The organism is Chryseobacterium artocarpi, assembly GCF_001684975.1.
Lineage (GTDB): Bacteria > Bacteroidota > Bacteroidia > Flavobacteriales > Weeksellaceae > Chryseobacterium > Chryseobacterium artocarpi.
This window is the reverse complement of sequence record NZ_MAYH01000001.1, coordinates 89156-106896: the sequence shown is the minus strand read 5'-3', so window position 1 is coordinate 106896 and position 17741 is coordinate 89156. Positions and strand designations below refer to the sequence as shown.

At 35.7% G+C, this 17741-nt stretch carries 18 protein-coding genes; 11 read left to right on the top strand and 7 right to left on the bottom strand.

Features of this window, described 5'->3' with window-relative positions; translation table 11 throughout:
• Window positions 1-45 precede the first annotated feature (45 nt).
• Together porV and BBI01_RS00500 are read left to right on the top strand one after the other, a co-directional pair.
• Window positions 46-1206, top strand: a complete 1161-nt coding sequence (porV, locus tag BBI01_RS00505) for a type IX secretion system outer membrane channel protein PorV (RefSeq protein ID WP_065392737.1) — start codon at window positions 46-48, stop codon at window positions 1204-1206.
• 265 nt (window positions 1207-1471) lie between these two features.
• The gene (locus BBI01_RS00500) at window positions 1472-3736 is read left to right on the top strand and encodes an FUSC family protein (RefSeq protein ID WP_065392736.1); all 2265 of its coding nucleotides are present in this window, start codon (window positions 1472-1474) and stop codon (window positions 3734-3736) included.
• Here BBI01_RS00500 and BBI01_RS00495 read toward each other — a convergent pair.
• Together BBI01_RS00495 and BBI01_RS00490 are read right to left on the bottom strand one after the other, a co-directional pair.
• Window positions 3717-4331, bottom strand: coding sequence for a 4'-phosphopantetheinyl transferase family protein (locus tag BBI01_RS00495; protein WP_065392735.1), 615 nt, complete (start codon window positions 4329-4331; stop codon window positions 3717-3719). The two genes, BBI01_RS00500 and BBI01_RS00495, sit on opposite strands and share 20 nt — an antisense overlap.
• Before the next feature lie 164 nt (window positions 4332-4495).
• Window positions 4496-5014: a pyridoxamine 5'-phosphate oxidase family protein gene (locus tag BBI01_RS00490; protein WP_065392734.1), complete on the bottom strand. Its 519-nt coding sequence runs from the start codon at window positions 5012-5014 to the stop codon at window positions 4496-4498.
• 165 nt (window positions 5015-5179) lie between these two features.
• On the opposite strand from BBI01_RS00490, the gene ahcY reads away from it, so the two are divergent.
• The 3 genes from ahcY (at window position 5180) to yiaA (ending at window position 8177) form a co-directional block, all read left to right on the top strand.
• Window positions 5180-6493 carry an adenosylhomocysteinase gene (gene ahcY / locus BBI01_RS00485; protein ID WP_065392733.1) on the top strand — a complete coding sequence of 438 codons (1314 nt, stop codon included), beginning with the start codon at window positions 5180-5182 and terminating at the stop codon, window positions 6491-6493.
• Window positions 6494-6580: 87 nt separating this feature from the next.
• The gene (locus BBI01_RS00480) at window positions 6581-7396 is read left to right on the top strand and encodes a hypothetical protein (RefSeq protein WP_065392732.1); all 816 of its coding nucleotides are present in this window, start codon (window positions 6581-6583) and stop codon (window positions 7394-7396) included.
• A 388-nt stretch (window positions 7397-7784) separates the two neighbouring features.
• Complete coding sequence (gene yiaA / locus BBI01_RS00475; RefSeq protein WP_065392731.1) at window positions 7785-8177, top strand: inner membrane protein YiaA; 393 nt, start codon at window positions 7785-7787, stop codon at window positions 8175-8177.
• A 50-nt stretch (window positions 8178-8227) separates the two neighbouring features.
• Here the strand turns inward: yiaA and purE are convergent, their stop codons facing one another.
• The gene (gene purE, locus BBI01_RS00470; protein ID WP_065392730.1) at window positions 8228-8731 is read right to left on the bottom strand and encodes a 5-(carboxyamino)imidazole ribonucleotide mutase; all 504 of its coding nucleotides are present in this window, start codon (window positions 8729-8731) and stop codon (window positions 8228-8230) included.
• 237 nt (window positions 8732-8968) lie between these two features.
• Here purE and BBI01_RS00465 point away from each other — a divergent pair, with 237 nt between their 5' ends.
• From BBI01_RS00465 to BBI01_RS00450, 4 genes are all read left to right on the top strand, one after another.
• Window positions 8969-9874 carry a DMT family transporter gene (locus BBI01_RS00465; protein ID WP_065392729.1) on the top strand — a complete coding sequence of 302 codons (906 nt, stop codon included), beginning with the start codon at window positions 8969-8971 and terminating at the stop codon, window positions 9872-9874.
• A 299-nt stretch (window positions 9875-10173) separates the two neighbouring features.
• Window positions 10174-10737, top strand: a complete 564-nt coding sequence (locus BBI01_RS00460; RefSeq protein WP_065392728.1) for a hypothetical protein — start codon at window positions 10174-10176, stop codon at window positions 10735-10737.
• Window positions 10738-10743: 6 nt separating this feature from the next.
• Window positions 10744-12867, top strand: coding sequence for a cation:proton antiporter (locus BBI01_RS00455; protein ID WP_065392727.1), 2124 nt, complete (start codon window positions 10744-10746; stop codon window positions 12865-12867).
• A 115-nt stretch (window positions 12868-12982) separates the two neighbouring features.
• Complete coding sequence (locus BBI01_RS00450) at window positions 12983-13648, top strand: SH3 domain-containing protein (RefSeq protein WP_065392726.1); 666 nt, start codon at window positions 12983-12985, stop codon at window positions 13646-13648.
• A gap of 114 nt (window positions 13649-13762) precedes the next feature.
• Here BBI01_RS00450 and BBI01_RS00445 read toward each other — a convergent pair whose 3' ends face one another.
• Window positions 13763-14875, bottom strand: a complete 1113-nt coding sequence (locus BBI01_RS00445; protein ID WP_065392725.1) for a 5-(carboxyamino)imidazole ribonucleotide synthase — start codon at window positions 14873-14875, stop codon at window positions 13763-13765.
• Window positions 14876-14899: 24 nt separating this feature from the next.
• A complete protein-coding gene (locus tag BBI01_RS00440; RefSeq protein ID WP_065393316.1) occupies window positions 14900-15451 on the bottom strand; it encodes a DUF1543 domain-containing protein in 552 nt (183 codons plus the stop codon).
• A gap of 97 nt (window positions 15452-15548) precedes the next feature.
• On the opposite strand from BBI01_RS00440, the gene BBI01_RS00435 reads away from it, so the two are divergent.
• Window positions 15549-16379 carry a sulfite exporter TauE/SafE family protein gene (locus BBI01_RS00435; RefSeq protein WP_065392724.1) on the top strand — a complete coding sequence of 277 codons (831 nt, stop codon included), beginning with the start codon at window positions 15549-15551 and terminating at the stop codon, window positions 16377-16379.
• The gene (locus BBI01_RS00430) at window positions 16379-16762 is read left to right on the top strand and encodes a DUF1634 domain-containing protein (protein WP_065392723.1); all 384 of its coding nucleotides are present in this window, start codon (window positions 16379-16381) and stop codon (window positions 16760-16762) included. Before BBI01_RS00435 ends, BBI01_RS00430 begins: the two co-directional genes overlap by 1 nt.
• A 1-nt stretch (window position 16763) precedes the next feature.
• Here BBI01_RS00430 and gloA2 read toward each other — a convergent pair whose 3' ends face one another.
• Window positions 16764-17141 carry an SMU1112c/YaeR family gloxylase I-like metalloprotein gene (gene gloA2 / locus BBI01_RS00425; RefSeq protein WP_065392722.1) on the bottom strand — a complete coding sequence of 126 codons (378 nt, stop codon included), beginning with the start codon at window positions 17139-17141 and terminating at the stop codon, window positions 16764-16766.
• Between the two features lie 21 nt (window positions 17142-17162).
• Window positions 17163-17603: a nuclear transport factor 2 family protein gene (locus BBI01_RS00420; protein WP_065392721.1), complete on the bottom strand. Its 441-nt coding sequence runs from the start codon at window positions 17601-17603 to the stop codon at window positions 17163-17165.
• Window positions 17604-17741: the final 138 nt, after the last annotated feature.

The window sequence follows — 17741 nt, the reverse complement described above, 5'->3', positions numbered from 1 at the left end:
GATAATAATATTAATAAAAAACTGATAATATATAAAAGACAACATATGAATTTAACTACTAAACTGCTTTTAGGATTTGGGTTAAGTGCTGGTTTTCTAGGCTATTCGCAAGATTTAGGAAAAATAAACCCTGTACTTACCGGAGCTCCTTTCCTAAGGATTGCACCAGACGCAAGATCAGGAGGTATGGGAGATCAAGGGGTGGTAACCTCTCCTGATGCATTTTCACAATTCTGGAATGCAGCTAAATATCCTTTTAGCAGAACAAGTTCTTCCATCGGGCTTAACTACACTCCATATATGGGAAAACTAACCAATGATGTATTCTTATTATACGGAGCATTCCATAAATTCCTGGGACAGGATGAAAGATCCACCATCTCAGCGAGTATCTACTATTTTAATATGGGACAGGTAGACCTGACTCAGCTTGTAGGCTCGGATGTTGCTTCGATGGGGGTATCAAAGCCTAATGAATTCTCAATTGATGTTGCCTATGCTTTGAAACTTTCTGATTCCTACTCAATGGCTGTAACAGGTAGATTTATCCGTTCAGACTTAGCCGGAGGATTCAACACAGATACTACACTTAAAGCAGCAAACTCTTTTGCTGTAGATGTTTCAGGATACTATTCTTCTGAAAGATTTTCCAGTTTTGGAGGATATGACGGTAAATTAAACGCTGGTTTTGCAGTACAAAATTTAGGTCCGAAACTAGACTATACCGGAAATGAAGAATCTAGATCTTACCTTCCTACTATGGCTAGATTAGGTATCGGATATGATATGTATCTTGACGATTTAAACAGAGTTGGGCTTACCGTAGAAGGTTCCAAGCTTTTAGTTCCTGGATCTGAATATGCAGGAGTAGATGCCAACAGAAAACCTATATACGCAATTCCAAACGTAGGTCCAATGGCAGGTATCGGAAAATCATTCAAGAACAAAAACAGTATCATGTATAGTGGTGCTTTAGAATATTCATATGACAATGCATTTTCTGTAAGAGGAGGTTACTTCCATGAAAGTGAAGAACAGGGAGCAAGACAGTTCGCTACAGCAGGTATCGGATTGAAGTACCGCTCTTTTGGATTAGATCTTTCTTATCTGATCAATATGTCAAAAGTGAACAGTGCACTGGATAACACACTTCGTTTCGGGCTTACCTGGAACATCGGAGATGAAACTTCCAACAACGAACGTTAAGATTCACTACAACTATATAAAGCCTCATTAATATTACATGAGGCTTTTTTATTGAAAATAAATCATGACAAAATAAAATTCTGAATCTTCAATCTGCTACGCTCGTCAATTTCTATGGCAAAACGGATATTCACTCTTTATTTTGCGAAGCAAAAATTCAATTTTCACTTTCCGAAATATCATTATTAAATAAAAATAATATTTAAGTTTACAAAAGTCTCTCCTTTATGGCGATTTTGTTAAATTCAATAGCTATTTTTGTAGTATGAACTATTCGGCAGAGCTAAAAAAATTTGTAACCAGTCAGTACCTGTATTCTGCAATCAGAATTACATTAGCGACTGTTCTACCTTGTTTAGTTCTTGCTCACTTTGGTATTTTAAAAGAATATTTCCTCTTCCCTCTTGGAACCAGTTTTGTAGCACTTACCGATCAGCCCGGACCGTTTATCAGAAGAAGAAATGCTCTTGCTTTTGCCATTTGCTGCTTTGTATTTGTAGCATCTATTGCAAGTCTTGTGATGAACTTCAAGATATTCGTAATCCTCGAGATCCTTATATTCGGAATGTTCTTTTCTCTGATTGGCGTCTATGGACAAAGACTAGCTGCGGTAGGATCTCTATCACTTGTTGTACTCGCTATCTTTATTGACGGTCATCTTACCGGAAATGACATTCTGAAAAGCTTACTGATCTTTGCCAGCGGCTGTATATGGTTCCTGCTCATTTTCCTTATAGTAACTACTATTAGACCGTATAAACTTGCCGGACAGATGATAGGTGAAAACTATCTTCAGCTTGCAGAGTTTTTAAAAATAAAAGCAAATTACTATCAAAAGAATCCCGATTTTGACAAACTTACCATTCAGGTTATTGCCAAACAGATTGAAATAAAAAACCTTCAGGAAGAAACCAGAGAAACCGTTTTCAAAACAAGAACCATTGTCAATGAATCAACGACCACCAGCCGTTTATTAATGTTGATGTTTCTAAATTCTATGGACCTTCATGAAAAGCTCATGACTTCTGAAAGTGATTATCAAAAGTTGCAGCAAAGCTTTGATGACAGCATGATTCTGGTTAATATCCATGATTATCTGAATCTTTTAGCAGAAGAGATTACCAATATTGGTATTGCCCTTCAAAGCGGAACAAGAGCAAAGCCAATGTTTAATCTGGAGCTAGAATTAAAGAATCTTAATTATAATTACTTCGAGCTCAGAAATAAACAACTTTCTCCGGATAGCCTGGAAAATTTCATGGTTTTACGTCAGATTTTAATGCGTATCAATGAAATCACAAAGGAAATCAACGAGATTTATAAAGTATTTTCACAAAATGTAAAGCTTGCTAAAAGTTTATCCACCGGGTTAGACTTGAAAAAATTCATGCCTAATGAGCCGAAACTTAACTCTAAGGTTTTAAGGAATAATATCTCATTATCTTCATCTCATTTCCGTCATGCTATCAGAATTACAACAGCTTTGTTTCTGGGGTATCTTTTCTCTATGTTTGATTTTCTGGGATTAGGACATACCTACTGGATATTAATTACCATTACAGCGATCTTAAAACCCGCTTATTCCATTACTAAAAAAAGAAACCTTCTTCGTCTCTACGGAACAGTCACTGGGGCTACAATTGCTTATATTATCCTGCATTTTATACATATCAACAGTATATTGCTTGCCATCCTTCTGATCAGTATGATCATGTGTTTCAGTTTTCTGAAAGGACGATATTTTTGGGCAGTTTTATTTATGACAATTTATGTTTTCTTAAGCTTTAATTTCTTAAATCCGGGAAAAGTAAATATCATCTTTAAAGACAGAATTGTTGATACAGCCATTGCCGGAATTATTGCATTTGCCGTGTCTTATATTGTATTACCTGTTTGGGAACATACGCAGAATCTTGATCTGATGAAAAAATCGGCGGCGGACAACCTTATTTATTTCCAAAGTGTGATGTCAAAATTTCTGAAAGGAGATTTTGATATTGAAGATTATAAAGTAAAAAGAAAAAATGCTATTATTTCTTTGGCAAACCTCTCGGATAATTTCCAACGAATGATTTCCGATCCTAAAAATCAGCAGAAAAAACTGGAAGTTGTTCATCAGTTTGTAGCAACATCACACCTGATCACAGCTTACACCGCTTCGTTGTCTCAATACTCTAAAAACAACGAACAGTATCCGGAAATTGATGCAGAAAGCTGGAGCCGAAAAATAGAAGCAGAAATGCAGCAGGTTTCCACTTTGCTGAATGGTGATGACATTGACGAAACCCTTAAAATGGAAAGCCGCCTTGAACCGGAAGATTCTTCTATTGAAGATATGCTTACGAAAAGGAAGACCGAAATTGAAGAAAACGATATTGTTGACAGAAGAGATCCTGATAAAATTTCACATTTAACAGAGCTTAAGAACATTCACGACATCCTTGAACTGATCTATGATGTAGCAAAGGAACAAAGAAAAGTGATTGAAAAATACAGAAGTGAAAAACACACTACTCCTCCACAATCGTAAAGCAATAGTCATCAAAAAACTCCACTCTTGCTTTAAATTCGTCTGAAAACTGCTCATCATAAACCCGGCAGCTGATCTTATGAAGGTGTTTCAGCTCAAAAGGCTTTACTTCATAGTTTTTCTTTAAAGACCAGTACTTAGAATGATGAATTTTATACATACTCTCTTTTACACTCCAGATAATAGTGTAAAAAGTATCAGCCTTGTCCTCAGGAATGAAGCCCCTTTCATTTTCATAGGTAAACTTATCAATTACCCTTAAAATTTTAGGATTAAATTTTTCAACGTCTATTCCTATTTTATTCTTAGAAATAGCAATGGCTGCAAAAGGAAATGAATGGGTGATGGAAATTTCCGCGTCATTAGGAGAAAGAAATGGCTCTCTTTCTTTGTATAGAATTTTAGAGTCTGGTTTTAAACCTTTAAGAAGTTTACGAACCATCAATACCTCCAATAGCTTTTTAGGGTGGTAATCCTTTACTTTCTCAGCATTTTCCGGCTCCAGTAATTCATTGATATCAAGTTCTTCACTTTCATCATATTTCCAAACCAGAATAGTGGCATTATCATCAGAAAAATCTCGGTAAAGGGGCATTGTTTTTTTATTGGACAAAAATAGTGAAAAAGGTTGGAAGATGGAAGTTTCTATCTGTTGATAAAAACAAAGGCAAACTTATTTAGAAAAGTCATTCAAAAGTTGGTTTTCTACTTCATTTAACATCGATAGCCTCCAGCTTCCCTCTTCCAGCCCCATATTATCTATTTAGACTGATGATTTACATCATTTCTATGTTCAATAATTTCCAGATTGGCATCCACAAAATAAGCACTTCCGAATCCGTTCACATAAGAACCTTTTACCGGTTGCAAAGCAATAAGAATAAAATCTCCCATTTCAGAAATAACATCCACTACTTTTCCGTGATTCTCTTTCAATTTTGTGATAACTGTATTCCATGTCTCAGAGTCTCTTTCTATTTGTGAAGTTGAAGCCTCCAATGTCAGACGTTCACGTGCATATATTTGTTTGGTAGCAGATTCATCTTCAATAAACATAACAGAAGTTTTTCTTCCTTCCGAAAGGTTTTTGGTATGTTTTGCCATGAAAGAAACCAGGATATAAAACGTATTTTCTACCTGTACAAATGGTGCATAGCTGGAATTAGGATTTCCTTCTGCATCTACAGTGGCTAAAATAACACTCTTTGTACGTTCAATAAGTTCCTTTACTTTTGGAGCTACAGGCTTTGCTTTTTTCTCTGTATGTGTATGATTCATAAGATATATTTTATGAGATAAAAGTAATTATTTAGATTAAGACTAAATAATTTTAAGCTATGTTTAATCTCATGAAACTGAAATTCATTTGTCGTTTTTTTATCTTAATTATAAATTGTAATTTTGCCTTTCGTAATCACTTGAATTAAAAATTATTCATTACATATGAGTACTACAACGCAATACGTTCCTTATAAAGTTAAGGATATCTCCCTTGCAGAATGGGGAAGAAAAGAAATTACCCTTGCAGAAGCAGAAATGCCAGGTTTGATGGCTATCCGTGAAGAATACGGACCATCTCAACCGCTTAAAGGAGCAAGAATCGCTGGATGTCTTCACATGACCATCCAAACGGCTGTGCTTATCGAGACATTGGTAGCTTTAGGAGCTGAAGTTACCTGGTCATCTTGTAATATTTTCTCTACACAAGATCACGCTGCTGCTGCTATTGCTGCTGCAGGAATTCCGGTTTATGCTTGGAAAGGTTTAAATGCTGAGGAATTCGACTGGTGTATTGAGCAGACTTTATTCTTTGGAGAAGACAGAAAACCATTAAACATGATTTTGGATGATGGTGGAGATTTAACAAACATGGTTTTTGATAAATACCCTGAATTCACAAAAGATATCAAAGGTCTTTCTGAAGAAACAACTACCGGAGTTCACAGACTTTATGAAAGAATGAAGAATGGAACTTTAGTAATGCCTGCAATCAATGTAAACGATTCAGTAACTAAATCTAAATTCGATAACAAATATGGATGTAAAGAATCTGCAGTAGATGCTGTAAGAAGAGCTACAGACGTAATGTTAGCTGGAAAAAGAGTTGTAGTTTGCGGATACGGAGACGTTGGTAAAGGTACTGCTGCATCTTTCAGAGGAGCTGGTTCTATCGTTACAGTTACTGAAATTGACCCAATCTGTGCGCTTCAGGCTGCAATGGACGGTTATGAAGTAAAAAGATTAGATACTGTAGTAGATAATGCTGATATCGTAATCACTACAACTGGTAACTTTAACATTGTAAGAGGAGAGCACTTCCTTAAAATGAAAGATAAAGCTATCGTTTGTAACATCGGTCACTTCGATAACGAAATCGATATGGCTTGGTTAAACGAAAACTACGGTTCTACAAAATCTGAAGTTAAACCTCAAGTTGATATCTACACTGTAGAAGGAAAAGAAATCATCATCCTTGCAGAAGGAAGATTGGTAAACTTAGGATGTGCAACTGGACACCCAAGTTTTGTAATGTCTAACTCTTTCTCTAACCAAACTTTGGCTCAGATCGAACTTTGGAACAACTCTGAAGCTTATGGAAACGAAGTATACATGCTTCCTAAGCACTTAGATGAAAAAGTAGCTGCTTTACACCTTAAGAAATTAAGCGTAGAGCTTGAAACTCTTTCTCCTGAGCAGGCTGAGTATATCGGAGTAGACGTAAAAGGTCCATTCAAACCTGAGTACTACAGATATTAAGATTCATAAAAATATGATAAAATCCCACTATTTTGAAATAGTGGGATTTTTATTGTCAAAACATTTTCTATTTTTGCAAAAAACTACATGAAAAACTTTTTATTTCTGGGATTGATAGGTACAACTGTATTCTTAAATAGCTGCAGCAGCAGTAACGACGATACTCCTATCAATTCCCCGAACGATACTCCTTCCGCTCAAACATTATTCTTAAGTAAAGTTACAACTACCTATCTGGATCTTCCCGGGAACCCACAAGGCAACATTCAGACATTTTCTTACAACAATCAGGCACAACTTGTGAAAATGCAATCACAAGAAGGATCTACTACTTTTGAATATAGTAACGGAAAGCCTATAAAATCAAATACCTATAATAACCAACAACAGCTGAAATATTATTCAGAATTTAATTACAACGGGGATCAACTGGTAAGCAACAAAAGAGTTTCTACAACTGCAGATTATAACGGAACTTACGAGTACAGTTATAATGCTCAGGGTAAACTTTCTTCTTCCAGAATTTGCAATTCAGCAGATTGTACGAGCACTACAAATGAATTGTACTCTTACTATGGAGATAATGTCTTAATATATACTATTCACATTAAAGGAAATTCAAGTTTTAGTGTAAGAAACGATTACTCATATGATAATAAGCTAAATCCATACACAAATCTCAATAAGTATCTGAAAATTATAGTGGGAAAATCAGATGTTTTAAGTAAAAACAACTGTACTATAGATAAGAACAGCTCTAACAATAATGGAACGTGGCAATCTGATAAAACCATTACTTACGCTTATGAGTATAATGGCTATGGATTTCCTGTAAAAGCTATAGGAAAAGACAACGATGGAAAGCCGATTGTTCAATATGATTATGAATATACCTCTCTGTAAAAATCAAAATTCACTATATAACTCTCTATTTAAGGGGAGTTTTTTTATTAGAAGCTGTTTCCCGCTATACGCTCATACTCCTCACCCCAATACCTACCCCATCCTATCCTACACCTTCCAACTCATGTTCCGGGGTAACCGCTGCTATCGGGGCTAGAAAAATCTCATAATATAAATTTTCAACACCAACAATAAGCTCCAGCATTCAATAGGAACGGACTTTAGTCCGTTTTAGATTAAAATAACCATCCATCAGGCTTTAGCCGAAATCTATCAAAAAATAATTTTATTTTTTATTCCAATCCGTATTTTACCCATATTTTTTCAGCATTATAGTGAAATTAGCAAAAAATGAATATATTTAGCTTTTTAAACAAAACATTAATACATGAAAAAACAAAGAGTATCGAATGCATTCGTTGCAGCATCATGGGTCGCGTTGGGAGCAGGAATGATTGGTTACATTGTGGGTCTTGCAAGAGCAGAAATGCAATTAAATGAAAAAGGCTATTATTTTACCATCTTATTATACGGTTTATTTGCAGTTGTTTCTTTACAGAAAGCTGTCCGTGATAAATTAGAAAACATTCAGGTAACTGATATTTACTATGGAATTTGCTGGTTTGCCACCTTATCTTCCATCGTATTACTTGCCATCGGGCTTTGGAACGCTACCATACTTCCGAGTGAAAAAGGATTTTATGCATTTGCCTTCCTTTTGGCTCTTTTCGGCGCTATTGCAGTCCAGAAAAATACTAGAGACAATATGCTTCAGGAATAAGATAAATAAAAAAGCTCCGAAAACCGGAGCTTTTTTATTTAAGTTGAAAACTATTTATCAAAATGATTAGGATGTTGGTTTTTAATATCATCCACTGTTCTTAAAACTTTATCTTTCAAAGAATCCTGGTATTGCTGAAGTTTTTCTGCAACCTCTTCGTTACCACTTCCTAAAATTTTTGCTGCTAAAATTCCGGCATTCAAGGCTCCGTTTAAAGCTACTGTCGCCACAGGTATTCCACCCGGCATCTGAAGAATAGACAAAACAGAATCCCATCCGTCAATAGAATTACTTGATAAAATCGGTACACCAATTACTGGAAGCGTTGTACAGCTCGCTACCATTCCCGGAAGGTGTGCAGCTCCTCCAGCTCCTGCAATAATTACTTTAAGCCCTCTTTCCTGAGCCGTTTTTGCATAGTCGAACATTCTTTCCGGTGTTCTGTGTGCTGAAACTACAGTCAATTCATATGGAATTTCAAGGCTTTTAAGGAAATTCGCAGCCTGTTCCATGATCGGCAGATCACTCTGACTGCCCATAATAATACCTACCATCTTCAATTTTTATTAGATGTTCAAAGATAAAAAATTTAAAACTGCAGTTAAAATTTAAAATTAAATTTTAAAATACAAATCAAAAACCAACAATAGATTTAAATAATCAACCACATTTTTAATAACAGTATAAAAATTCACTTTTTCCAAAATCTGTACCTGTAAAAAATAAAGCAACTGCATCCATAGCATTTAATTTTAAACAGGTAAATTTGCACGTTACACTACTTTTTTCCCTTGAAAGATTATAAACTTATTTTTGCCGTCCTTACTGTTGCTATTGTATGGGGAACCACATTTTTAGCCATCCGTATTGCCGTAGAAACTATTCCTGCATGGTTTGTTGCCGGAATTCGTCAGCTTTTTGCTTCAATCATAATGCTTTTCGTACTTCTTTCCAGAAAAGAGTTCAAATGGATCGGCTGGAAAAATCTTAAATATCAGATTATCTTTTCTTCACTGATGCTGATCATAGCCAATGGAATGGTAACTGTAGCTGAAGAAAGTGTATCAAGCAGTCTTGCATCACTTATCAGTGCCTGTGCCCCTATTCTGGTATTTCTCGGAAGTCTTGCTATTGGTTTACAAAAATTCAGTCTTCGCGCTATGGCAGGAGTTCTGATATGTTTCAGCGGTGTCCTTTTCGTTTTCTGGGATGGGCTTAAAGACCTTGCAAACCCAGATTACAGAACCGGAATGCTTTTCCTTTTCTGTGCCATTTCAGGGTGGGCTTCAGGAACCATTTTCACCAAAAAGCTGAATATTCAGAGTGGTAATATTACCTTAAACCTGTTTTATCAGTTCTTATTTGCAGGGATTGTTCAGATCATCTTTGCTTTTCTGTTTTCTGAAAATTATAATTTTGGAAACTGGACATTGAAAAGTATTTCGGCAATGTTGTATCTTTCTATTTTTGGATCGGTAGCTGCCTTTTTTGCTTTCCACTATGCGCTCACTAAGATTTCTCCGGTACAAGTTTCCATATTAGCTTATATCAATACGATCATTGCTATTTTTCTGGGTTGGCTGATTATGGATGAACAGATTTCTTTTAAGTTTATTATTGCGACGGCACTCATTATTTGTGGTGTTTTTATCATTAATTACAAACCGGAAATGTTCAAGAGGCAAAAGGTTGCATAATTTAATATTGGATTACGCAAAGGCGCAAATAAAATTCCTTGCATAATTTTTTAAGACGCAAAGATTTTATCTACGATAAAATTGTATACTGCTTATTTAGTACCACGGATAAATAATTTTCACTGCATTAGCATGTTTATGTGGTTAAAAAATATCAAATTATTAAACAGATAATTGTTTCGGATTGTGGTATTTATTCGTGCATTAGTGGCTAAAATCTGCAGTTCTATGAAGTTCATCAGAGGTTAATTTGCCTTATTTTTATTTTTTTCTTATATTGTATACTCAACCTATACACTATGCTTAAAAACACATTTTTTATCCTTCTTGCAGCTTCAGTTCTTTTGGTAAGCTGTGATTATAAGGAAAAGGAGAAGAACCTGACGGACAGAGAAAAACAATTATTAGAAAAGGAAAAAATATTTGCTAAGAAAGAATCTGAATATCAGTCGCTCCTAAAAATGAGAGACAGCATTTTCACCAAAAAAGATTCGGTAAAAGTAGCGGTATGGCCTGCTGAGATTTCCGGAGCCTGGAACGGAAAAGTAATCTGTACAGAATCCAATTGCAGCGATTATGCAGTAGGTGATCAGCGTACAGACCTTTGGGAATTCGATAATGATTCTACACAACCTATTACCAAGATCATAAACAACAATAATCTGGTAAGACTTTATTCTGGCAAGTTTGAAAATAATGAGATCAAGCTTTCTTTCAAAACAGATTCTACTGCTAAAAAGAATGTCGAAATGAGTGTTCTTCTTAATGATATCTCTGACAACAAAATCAAGGGAACCAGAACTATCACTTCTGACGGCTGCACAGCTAAGTTCTCTGTTGAATTAGTACGTTCCACAAAATAAACACATATGATTTTACTGAGTATACACAATCTGAGTCTTCCTATAGAAGATCCGGTGCTGAAGTTCCTATTGGTACTCGTCATCATCCTTGCAGCTCCTTTATTACTAAATAAAATTAAAGTTCCCCACTTGCTCGGGCTTATCATCGCGGGTGCCATCATTGGTCCTAACGGATTTAATGTTTTGTCAAGAGACAGCAGTATTGTAGTGACGGGAACTACAGGACTTTTATATATCATGTTTCTCGCCGGGCTGGAAATTGATATGGGAGATTTCAAGAAAAACAAATGGAAAAGTCTCACCTTCGGGCTTTATACATTTATTGTCCCGTTTGTATTAGGATATCTGGGTGGGTATTACCTGCTTCATTTCTCTATGTTGACTTCCATATTATTTGCGAGTCTTTTCTCTTCTCATACTCTTATCGCCTATCCATTGGTAAGTAAATTGGGAATTGCGAAAAATAAAGCCGTCAATATTACGGTTGGAGGTACCATGATTACAGATATTCTTGCCTTATTGGTACTTGCCGTGATTGTAGGAATGTCTCAGGGAGATGTGGGAACAGAATTTTGGGTTAAATTATCCGTATCATTTATTGTTTTTGCATTGATTGTACTTATTGTTTTCCCAATTATAGGACGTTGGTTCTTTAAAAGAGTTGATGATAAAATCTCCCAATATATTTTTGTACTGGTGATGATTTATCTTGCAGCAATGCTTGCTGAGCTTGCAGGTGTAGAAGCTATCATCGGGGCTTTCTTTGCAGGACTTGCTTTAAACAGACTTATCCCTCATACCTCTTCTCTGATGAACAGAGTAGAATTTGTAGGAAACGCCATCTTTATTCCTTTCTTCCTGATCAGTGTGGGAATGTTGATTGATTTCAAAGTGTTTTTCAAAAGCTGGGAAACTCTTGAGGTTGCCGGAATCATGCTTGTAGCTTCTATCGGAGGAAAATATCTTTCTGCAATTGCTACTCAAAAAACCTTCAGGCTTACTAAAGAAGAAGGAAAACTGATCTTCGGATTAAGTTCTGCGTCTGCGGCAGCAACACTTGCTTCTGTAATGGTAGGTTATAACATTATCCTTTCTGAAACTGAAACGGGAGAACCTGTAAGATTATTAAACGAACATGTACTGAACGGAAGTATTCTATTGATCCTTATTTCATGTACCATTTCATCTTTCATCTCTATGGCTAGTGCTCAAAAAATTGCTGAAAGTGATAATGAAGATACCGTTTCCGGAAACAGCCATGAAGAGGAAAATATCTTACTCGCAATCAATCACGAAGAAACCGTTGAAAGAATGGTGAATCTTGGAATTCTGATCAAAGCCCACTCCAATACGGAAGATTTATTTGCTTTAAATGTCATCAATGAAGATAAAAATGAGTCTTCAGTAAAGAATGCTGAAAAATTACTACACCAGGCAGCAGACACCGCAGCAGCGGCAGATGTGAAATTACAAGCTCTCAAAAGATACGACAATGACGTCATCAATGGAGTTAATAATGTGATTAAAGAACAGAAAGTCACTGATCTTATCATCGGACTGGAGGATGAAAAAGGGTTCTCTCCTTCTTTTGTATATAATCTTTACAATGGTTATCTTCAGAATGATGATGTAAACGTATTGGTATATCATGCTGCACAACCTCTTTCAACTATTAAAAGATATGCGGTGATGATTCCTGAAAATGCACATAAGGAAGCAGGATTCTTCCATGCCCTTTTAAGAGTTTGGAATATTGCCAGAAATTCAGGTGCAACCATTGTGTTTTATGCTCCTGAAAATATTTTGGATATCCTTCAGAAGATTATTAAAAAAGCCAATATAGAAGCAGAATTCATCATCATGAATACATGGCAGGATGGTGAAAGAACAGCAACTCAGCTGAAAGATGATGAAGCGCTTATCATTTTTATGGCAAAACGTGGAATGCAGTCTTATATTCCTAGAATGAGACTTATCCCTGAAATGCTAAACAGACATCTGAGTGATAATAATTACCTGTTAATATTCCCATTCTCCGAATATGATAAAAACAGCCCTGAAATACGTTCTGTAGGTAATCACGGAGATTTCATGGAGATTGGAAATGTGATTCAGAAGATATTTAAGTAAGGAAGAAAAGAAGCTGGAAGTTATTTGCCTTTAAGTAACTTCCAGCCTCCAGCTTCCAACTTTCAACTTTCAACTTTCAAATAATAAGTCTAATTTTGTTTAAAATTAAAATTCATTGAAAACAAAGAAGATATTCCTTTTAGTATCAGCTTTAAGTGTACAATTATCATTTGCTCAGTTTGCAAAAATTGTAGATAAAGACGGCTATGTAAACGTAAGGGAAAATGCAGATGCAAACAGTAAAATCATCGGAAAGCTTAATTCGGATGAGATTGTCTATATATTTGAGCCTGACAATAAGAATTGGGCTAATGTAAGCAATGGGTATGTTCATAATTCAAGACTGAAATATATAAAATCGTATGAATCTGTTCCGCCAACGGTTCGTGATGCCAACAAAGCAATTTTTAAATCAGGAAATATTAAAGTAAATATCACTTCCGGAAAATTTAATTTTAAGGAAAATGAAAAAGACTTCACCTCAACGCTGAATGGGGATTATTATAAAGAACAACAGGTTTGGGGATTAGACGGAACTATTCCTAAGACACATTATCTTTCTATCACGGCGCAAATTGGCAACAAAACAGTTCAAATTCCAACCAAAGAGATTGAAAATCTGTTTCAGGTTGATAATAAAAATACAACTTGTTATTATGACCGCATCAATGATATTTTATACATTTCCATGCTGAATTCTGAGGGTGCAGGAACTTATACAGGACTTTTCATTATTGAAAAAGGTGAGTATAAAAAGAGAATATTGGAAATTCCATTTTAAAAATGTCTCTCACTGATTGAGCAAATTCAGCAGATAATTTTGGAATCTGAGAAAAATAGAAAAACAAAAATAGCTGTAGAAAACACTACAGCTATTTTATATATTTTAATTCAGTTATTCTGAAATTACTCTTACCATCCCCTTCACTTTCACAAGCTTTTCCATCAACTCTTCTCTGCAATCTGCAAGAACATTGATGTGCCCCATTTTTCTTCCAGGCTTGGTTTCTGTTTTTCCGTATAGGTGAACATAAGTTTCCGGTAATTTAAGAACATCTTCCATTCCTTCGTACACTACCTTTCCGGAGTAGCCTTCTGCTCCTACCAGATTCAGCATTCCACTGTAAGTAATGGCATCCGTATCTGCTAAAGGAAGATTCTTTACCACACGGTACATCTGTTCAAATTGTGAATTGGTATTTCCTTCCTGAGTTTGATGCCCTGAATTATGTAATCTTGGTGCTGTTTCATTCACCCAAACTTTTCCTTCTTTATCAAGGAATAATTCAATGGCAAAAAGTCCCGGAGAATTTACTGCGTTCAAAAACTTCTCTGTAATTGCATCGATTTGCTCCTGAACATCTTCTGTTAACAAAACCGGACACACATTGAAATCCAATAAATTCAATTTAGGATCGGCAACCATTTCTGTTACAGGAAAAGTATTGGTTTCCCCTTTTTCATTTCTTGCCACTATTACAGAAAGTTCTTTGTCAATATCGACCATGTTTTCGATCACAGATGCTTCTTTCCATAGATTCTGGAAATCGTCTTCTGTTTTAATAACCTGAACCCCTTTTCCGTCATATCCGCCGGTATTCATTTTCTGAACGAATGGCAAAGGCATGATGATCTTTTCATCACTATTCCAAACCACCTGGAATTCCGGGCTTGGAATATTGTGTGCTTTATAAAATTCCTTCTGAAGAATTTTCTGTTGAATAGTTTTAATAATATTGGCATTCGGAACCACTCTGATTCCCTGTTTTTCCAGTTCTGCCAATGCATCAGCATTTACGTGTTCTATTTCAATGGTTACAACGTCTTTATCTTTTCCAAAGTTCAGAACGGTTTCATAATCATTGAAATTTCCCTGCGTAAAATATGAGATATTATGGCATGGTGCATCAGAAGCCGGATCCAGAGTATAAAACTCATCATCATACTTCAACGCACTTTGTATCAACATTCTTCCCAGCTGTCCGCCTCCCAGAATTCCTATTTTCATTTTTTATTTTTATTAGATTTACGCTTATTGAATTTTATCAATTTTTAAATATCCTAATCCCATTGGATTCTTCTGATTTTCAGCATCAGATTTTGTAAGGATGATAGAATATTTCTCTTTCATGGCAGCCGGAAGAATATCACTCACATTGAAGATATCATCAATATCTACTCCATGTTTATCATCAATATGGCTTACAGCTCCTTCAAATCCCATCGTCTGATAAAAATCCGTAGCTTTTGCTCTCTTTACAATTTCACCCATTGATTGCCCCACCATTAAATGCTGCTCATGGAACTCTTCAAAAAAACCGGGTTTATATCCGCCCAAATTAAGGAAAAACAACTGATTTTCAGATACTGCCTCTCCTTTTTCAACGATCTTCACTTCATACCCGTCAGCAAATCTCACTTCCTGATGACAGTCCAAATGGATCTTACCTTCTGCCTCTTTCCAGAAGTCTTTCATATCAGGTACCAAGTCTTTTAGACTTTCTGCAATCCCGAAAAACACATCGTGCTGTTCAATATTACGTCCTTTAGGGGTTGCCCCAAGGATGACATAAAATAGTTTCATTTCACTTTTCATGCATACAAAAATACGTTAAATTTATCTTTTTCAAATGTTTGGCAGACTACTACAATAATTTTATATTTGTAGCATTAATTGTAGTATGTCAGAAATCATCATACTCTTCTTTGGCGCTATTTCTGCGGGTCTTTTAGGCTCACTTACAGGGCTGGGAGGGGGAGTTATCATTATTCCTTTATTAACGCTAGGTTTTGGCGTTCCAATGCATTATGCCATCGGCGCTTCTCTTATCTCTGTAATCGGAACTTCTTCCGGTGCTGCTGTAGCTTTCGTAAAAGAAGGTTTTACCAATATGAGAGTCGGGATGTTTCTTGAAATAGCAACCACAGCCGGTGCCATTGTAGGTGCCCTGGTTTCAGGAATGCTTAATCCAAATACAATCGGAATTATTTTCGCAAGTATCCTTCTTCTGACCGTTGTTTTAAATCTTAAAGGAAAACCTGACCACCAGGAACCCTTGATCAAAGGAAGTTTAGAGGAAAAATTAAAATTATACGGAACATTTCCTGATAAAGGAGTTTTAAAACATTATTCTGCAAGAAATACCGTTCCCGGATTCTTTATGATGATGTTTGCCGGAGCAATGTCCGGGCTTTTAGGAATAGGTTCCGGAGCGTTGAAAGTATTGGCAATGGATAATATGATGAAACTGCCTTTCAAAGTTTCTACTACAACCAGCAATTTTATGATTGGGGTTACTGCCGTGGCAAGTGCTCTGATTTATTTTCAGAGAGGTGAAATCATTCCGGTAATTGTAGCTCCTGTATTGATTGGGGTTGTAATAGGAAGTTTCATAGGATCAAAAACCCTGATGGTATCAAAGACCAAAAAACTAAAAGTATTTTTTGCAATCGTTATTACCATTCTTTCCATTTACATGATGTATAACGGTATCAACAAAAGCTTCAGATAATGAAAAAGAATTTTACAGACGTTGATCTGAACCGCTCCGTAGGAAATCTTTTGAGATTAGGCGTTATTCTATCTGTAGCAACATCGCTGATAGGTTTTATCAAATTGTTCACAGAAGGTTTTGTAATGCCTGAGAAATATTCAAGTCTTGTGGTAGGTACTTCTTCTGAGAAAGTTTGGGGTCAGTTTTGGGATTCTTTATGCAAAGGAGAAGGTGTTGCGATCATTCAATTGGGAATTCTGTTGTTGATTTTCACCCCTTTGATGAGAATTATTTTCGCTTTAATTGGCTATTTAAAAGAAAAAGACTACGTGTATGTAGTCATTTCTTCAATTGTTCTTGCTATCATGGCGGTGAGCTTCTTTGCAGGCTACGCACATTAATTTACATTTCATAAAACTCTAGCGGTAGCTGATCCGGATCCTGGGTAAAGAAAAATTCTTTTCCAGTGAATTCATCAATTCTGATTTCTTCACAAGTCAGTCCTTTTTCTATCAATTCGTTTCTTTTTTCTGTTACATTCTCAACGGAGAAAGCCAGATGTCTTAAACCGCACGCTTCCGGACGGGAAGGTCTTTTGGGAGGATCTGGAAATGAAAATAATTCAATAACGTAATGATCTCCAATCGCCAGATCCAGCTTATAAGACTGCCTTTCTTCACGGTACACCTCACGGATGATATTTAAATTTAAAATCTCTGTATAGAATTGCTTTGATACTTTATAATCTGAGCAGATAATCGCTATATGATGAATCTTCATTTTATATTTTTTTCTTTCTTATTATTTAATTTCTTTACAGTTTTCTTTTCTTCTGGTATCAATAATATATTGTATTTTCCATTCATCATTCTGTTTAACCAGCTGAAAGCTATTAGCCCCACAATGTGAAAACTTTCCTTTCAGATAAAAAGAATATGGTGTAAAAACGCTTGCCAGATTTCCATCAGTATGAATAGCGTCTATTATTATCTTCTCCTCCAAATCCCCTGCAGAAAACTTAGAGATAGATAAAATAAAATCCTGGACACTATCACTTTTCACCATACCGTCTTTTGTAATGGTCTGCATAATTGCATTTTCTGTAAAAACACTTTTAAGAAGTACGGGATCAGCATTTTTCATACCAATAAACAGATTCCGGACAGGCTTTTCAATATCCTGATTCTGTTGTGCAAAGCAGAAGCTACTGAATACGAAGAGAATTGCTGAGATTTTATTCATGGGGTTGATTTATAAAATAAAAATAAGGAAAAAATAATAGTACCTTATCCATTTTATGTTACATATACATAGATTTTTAAGCTGTTATCTTATTTGTCGAGATTCCTACGGAATGACAAAATACGGCTTGGGGCTCAG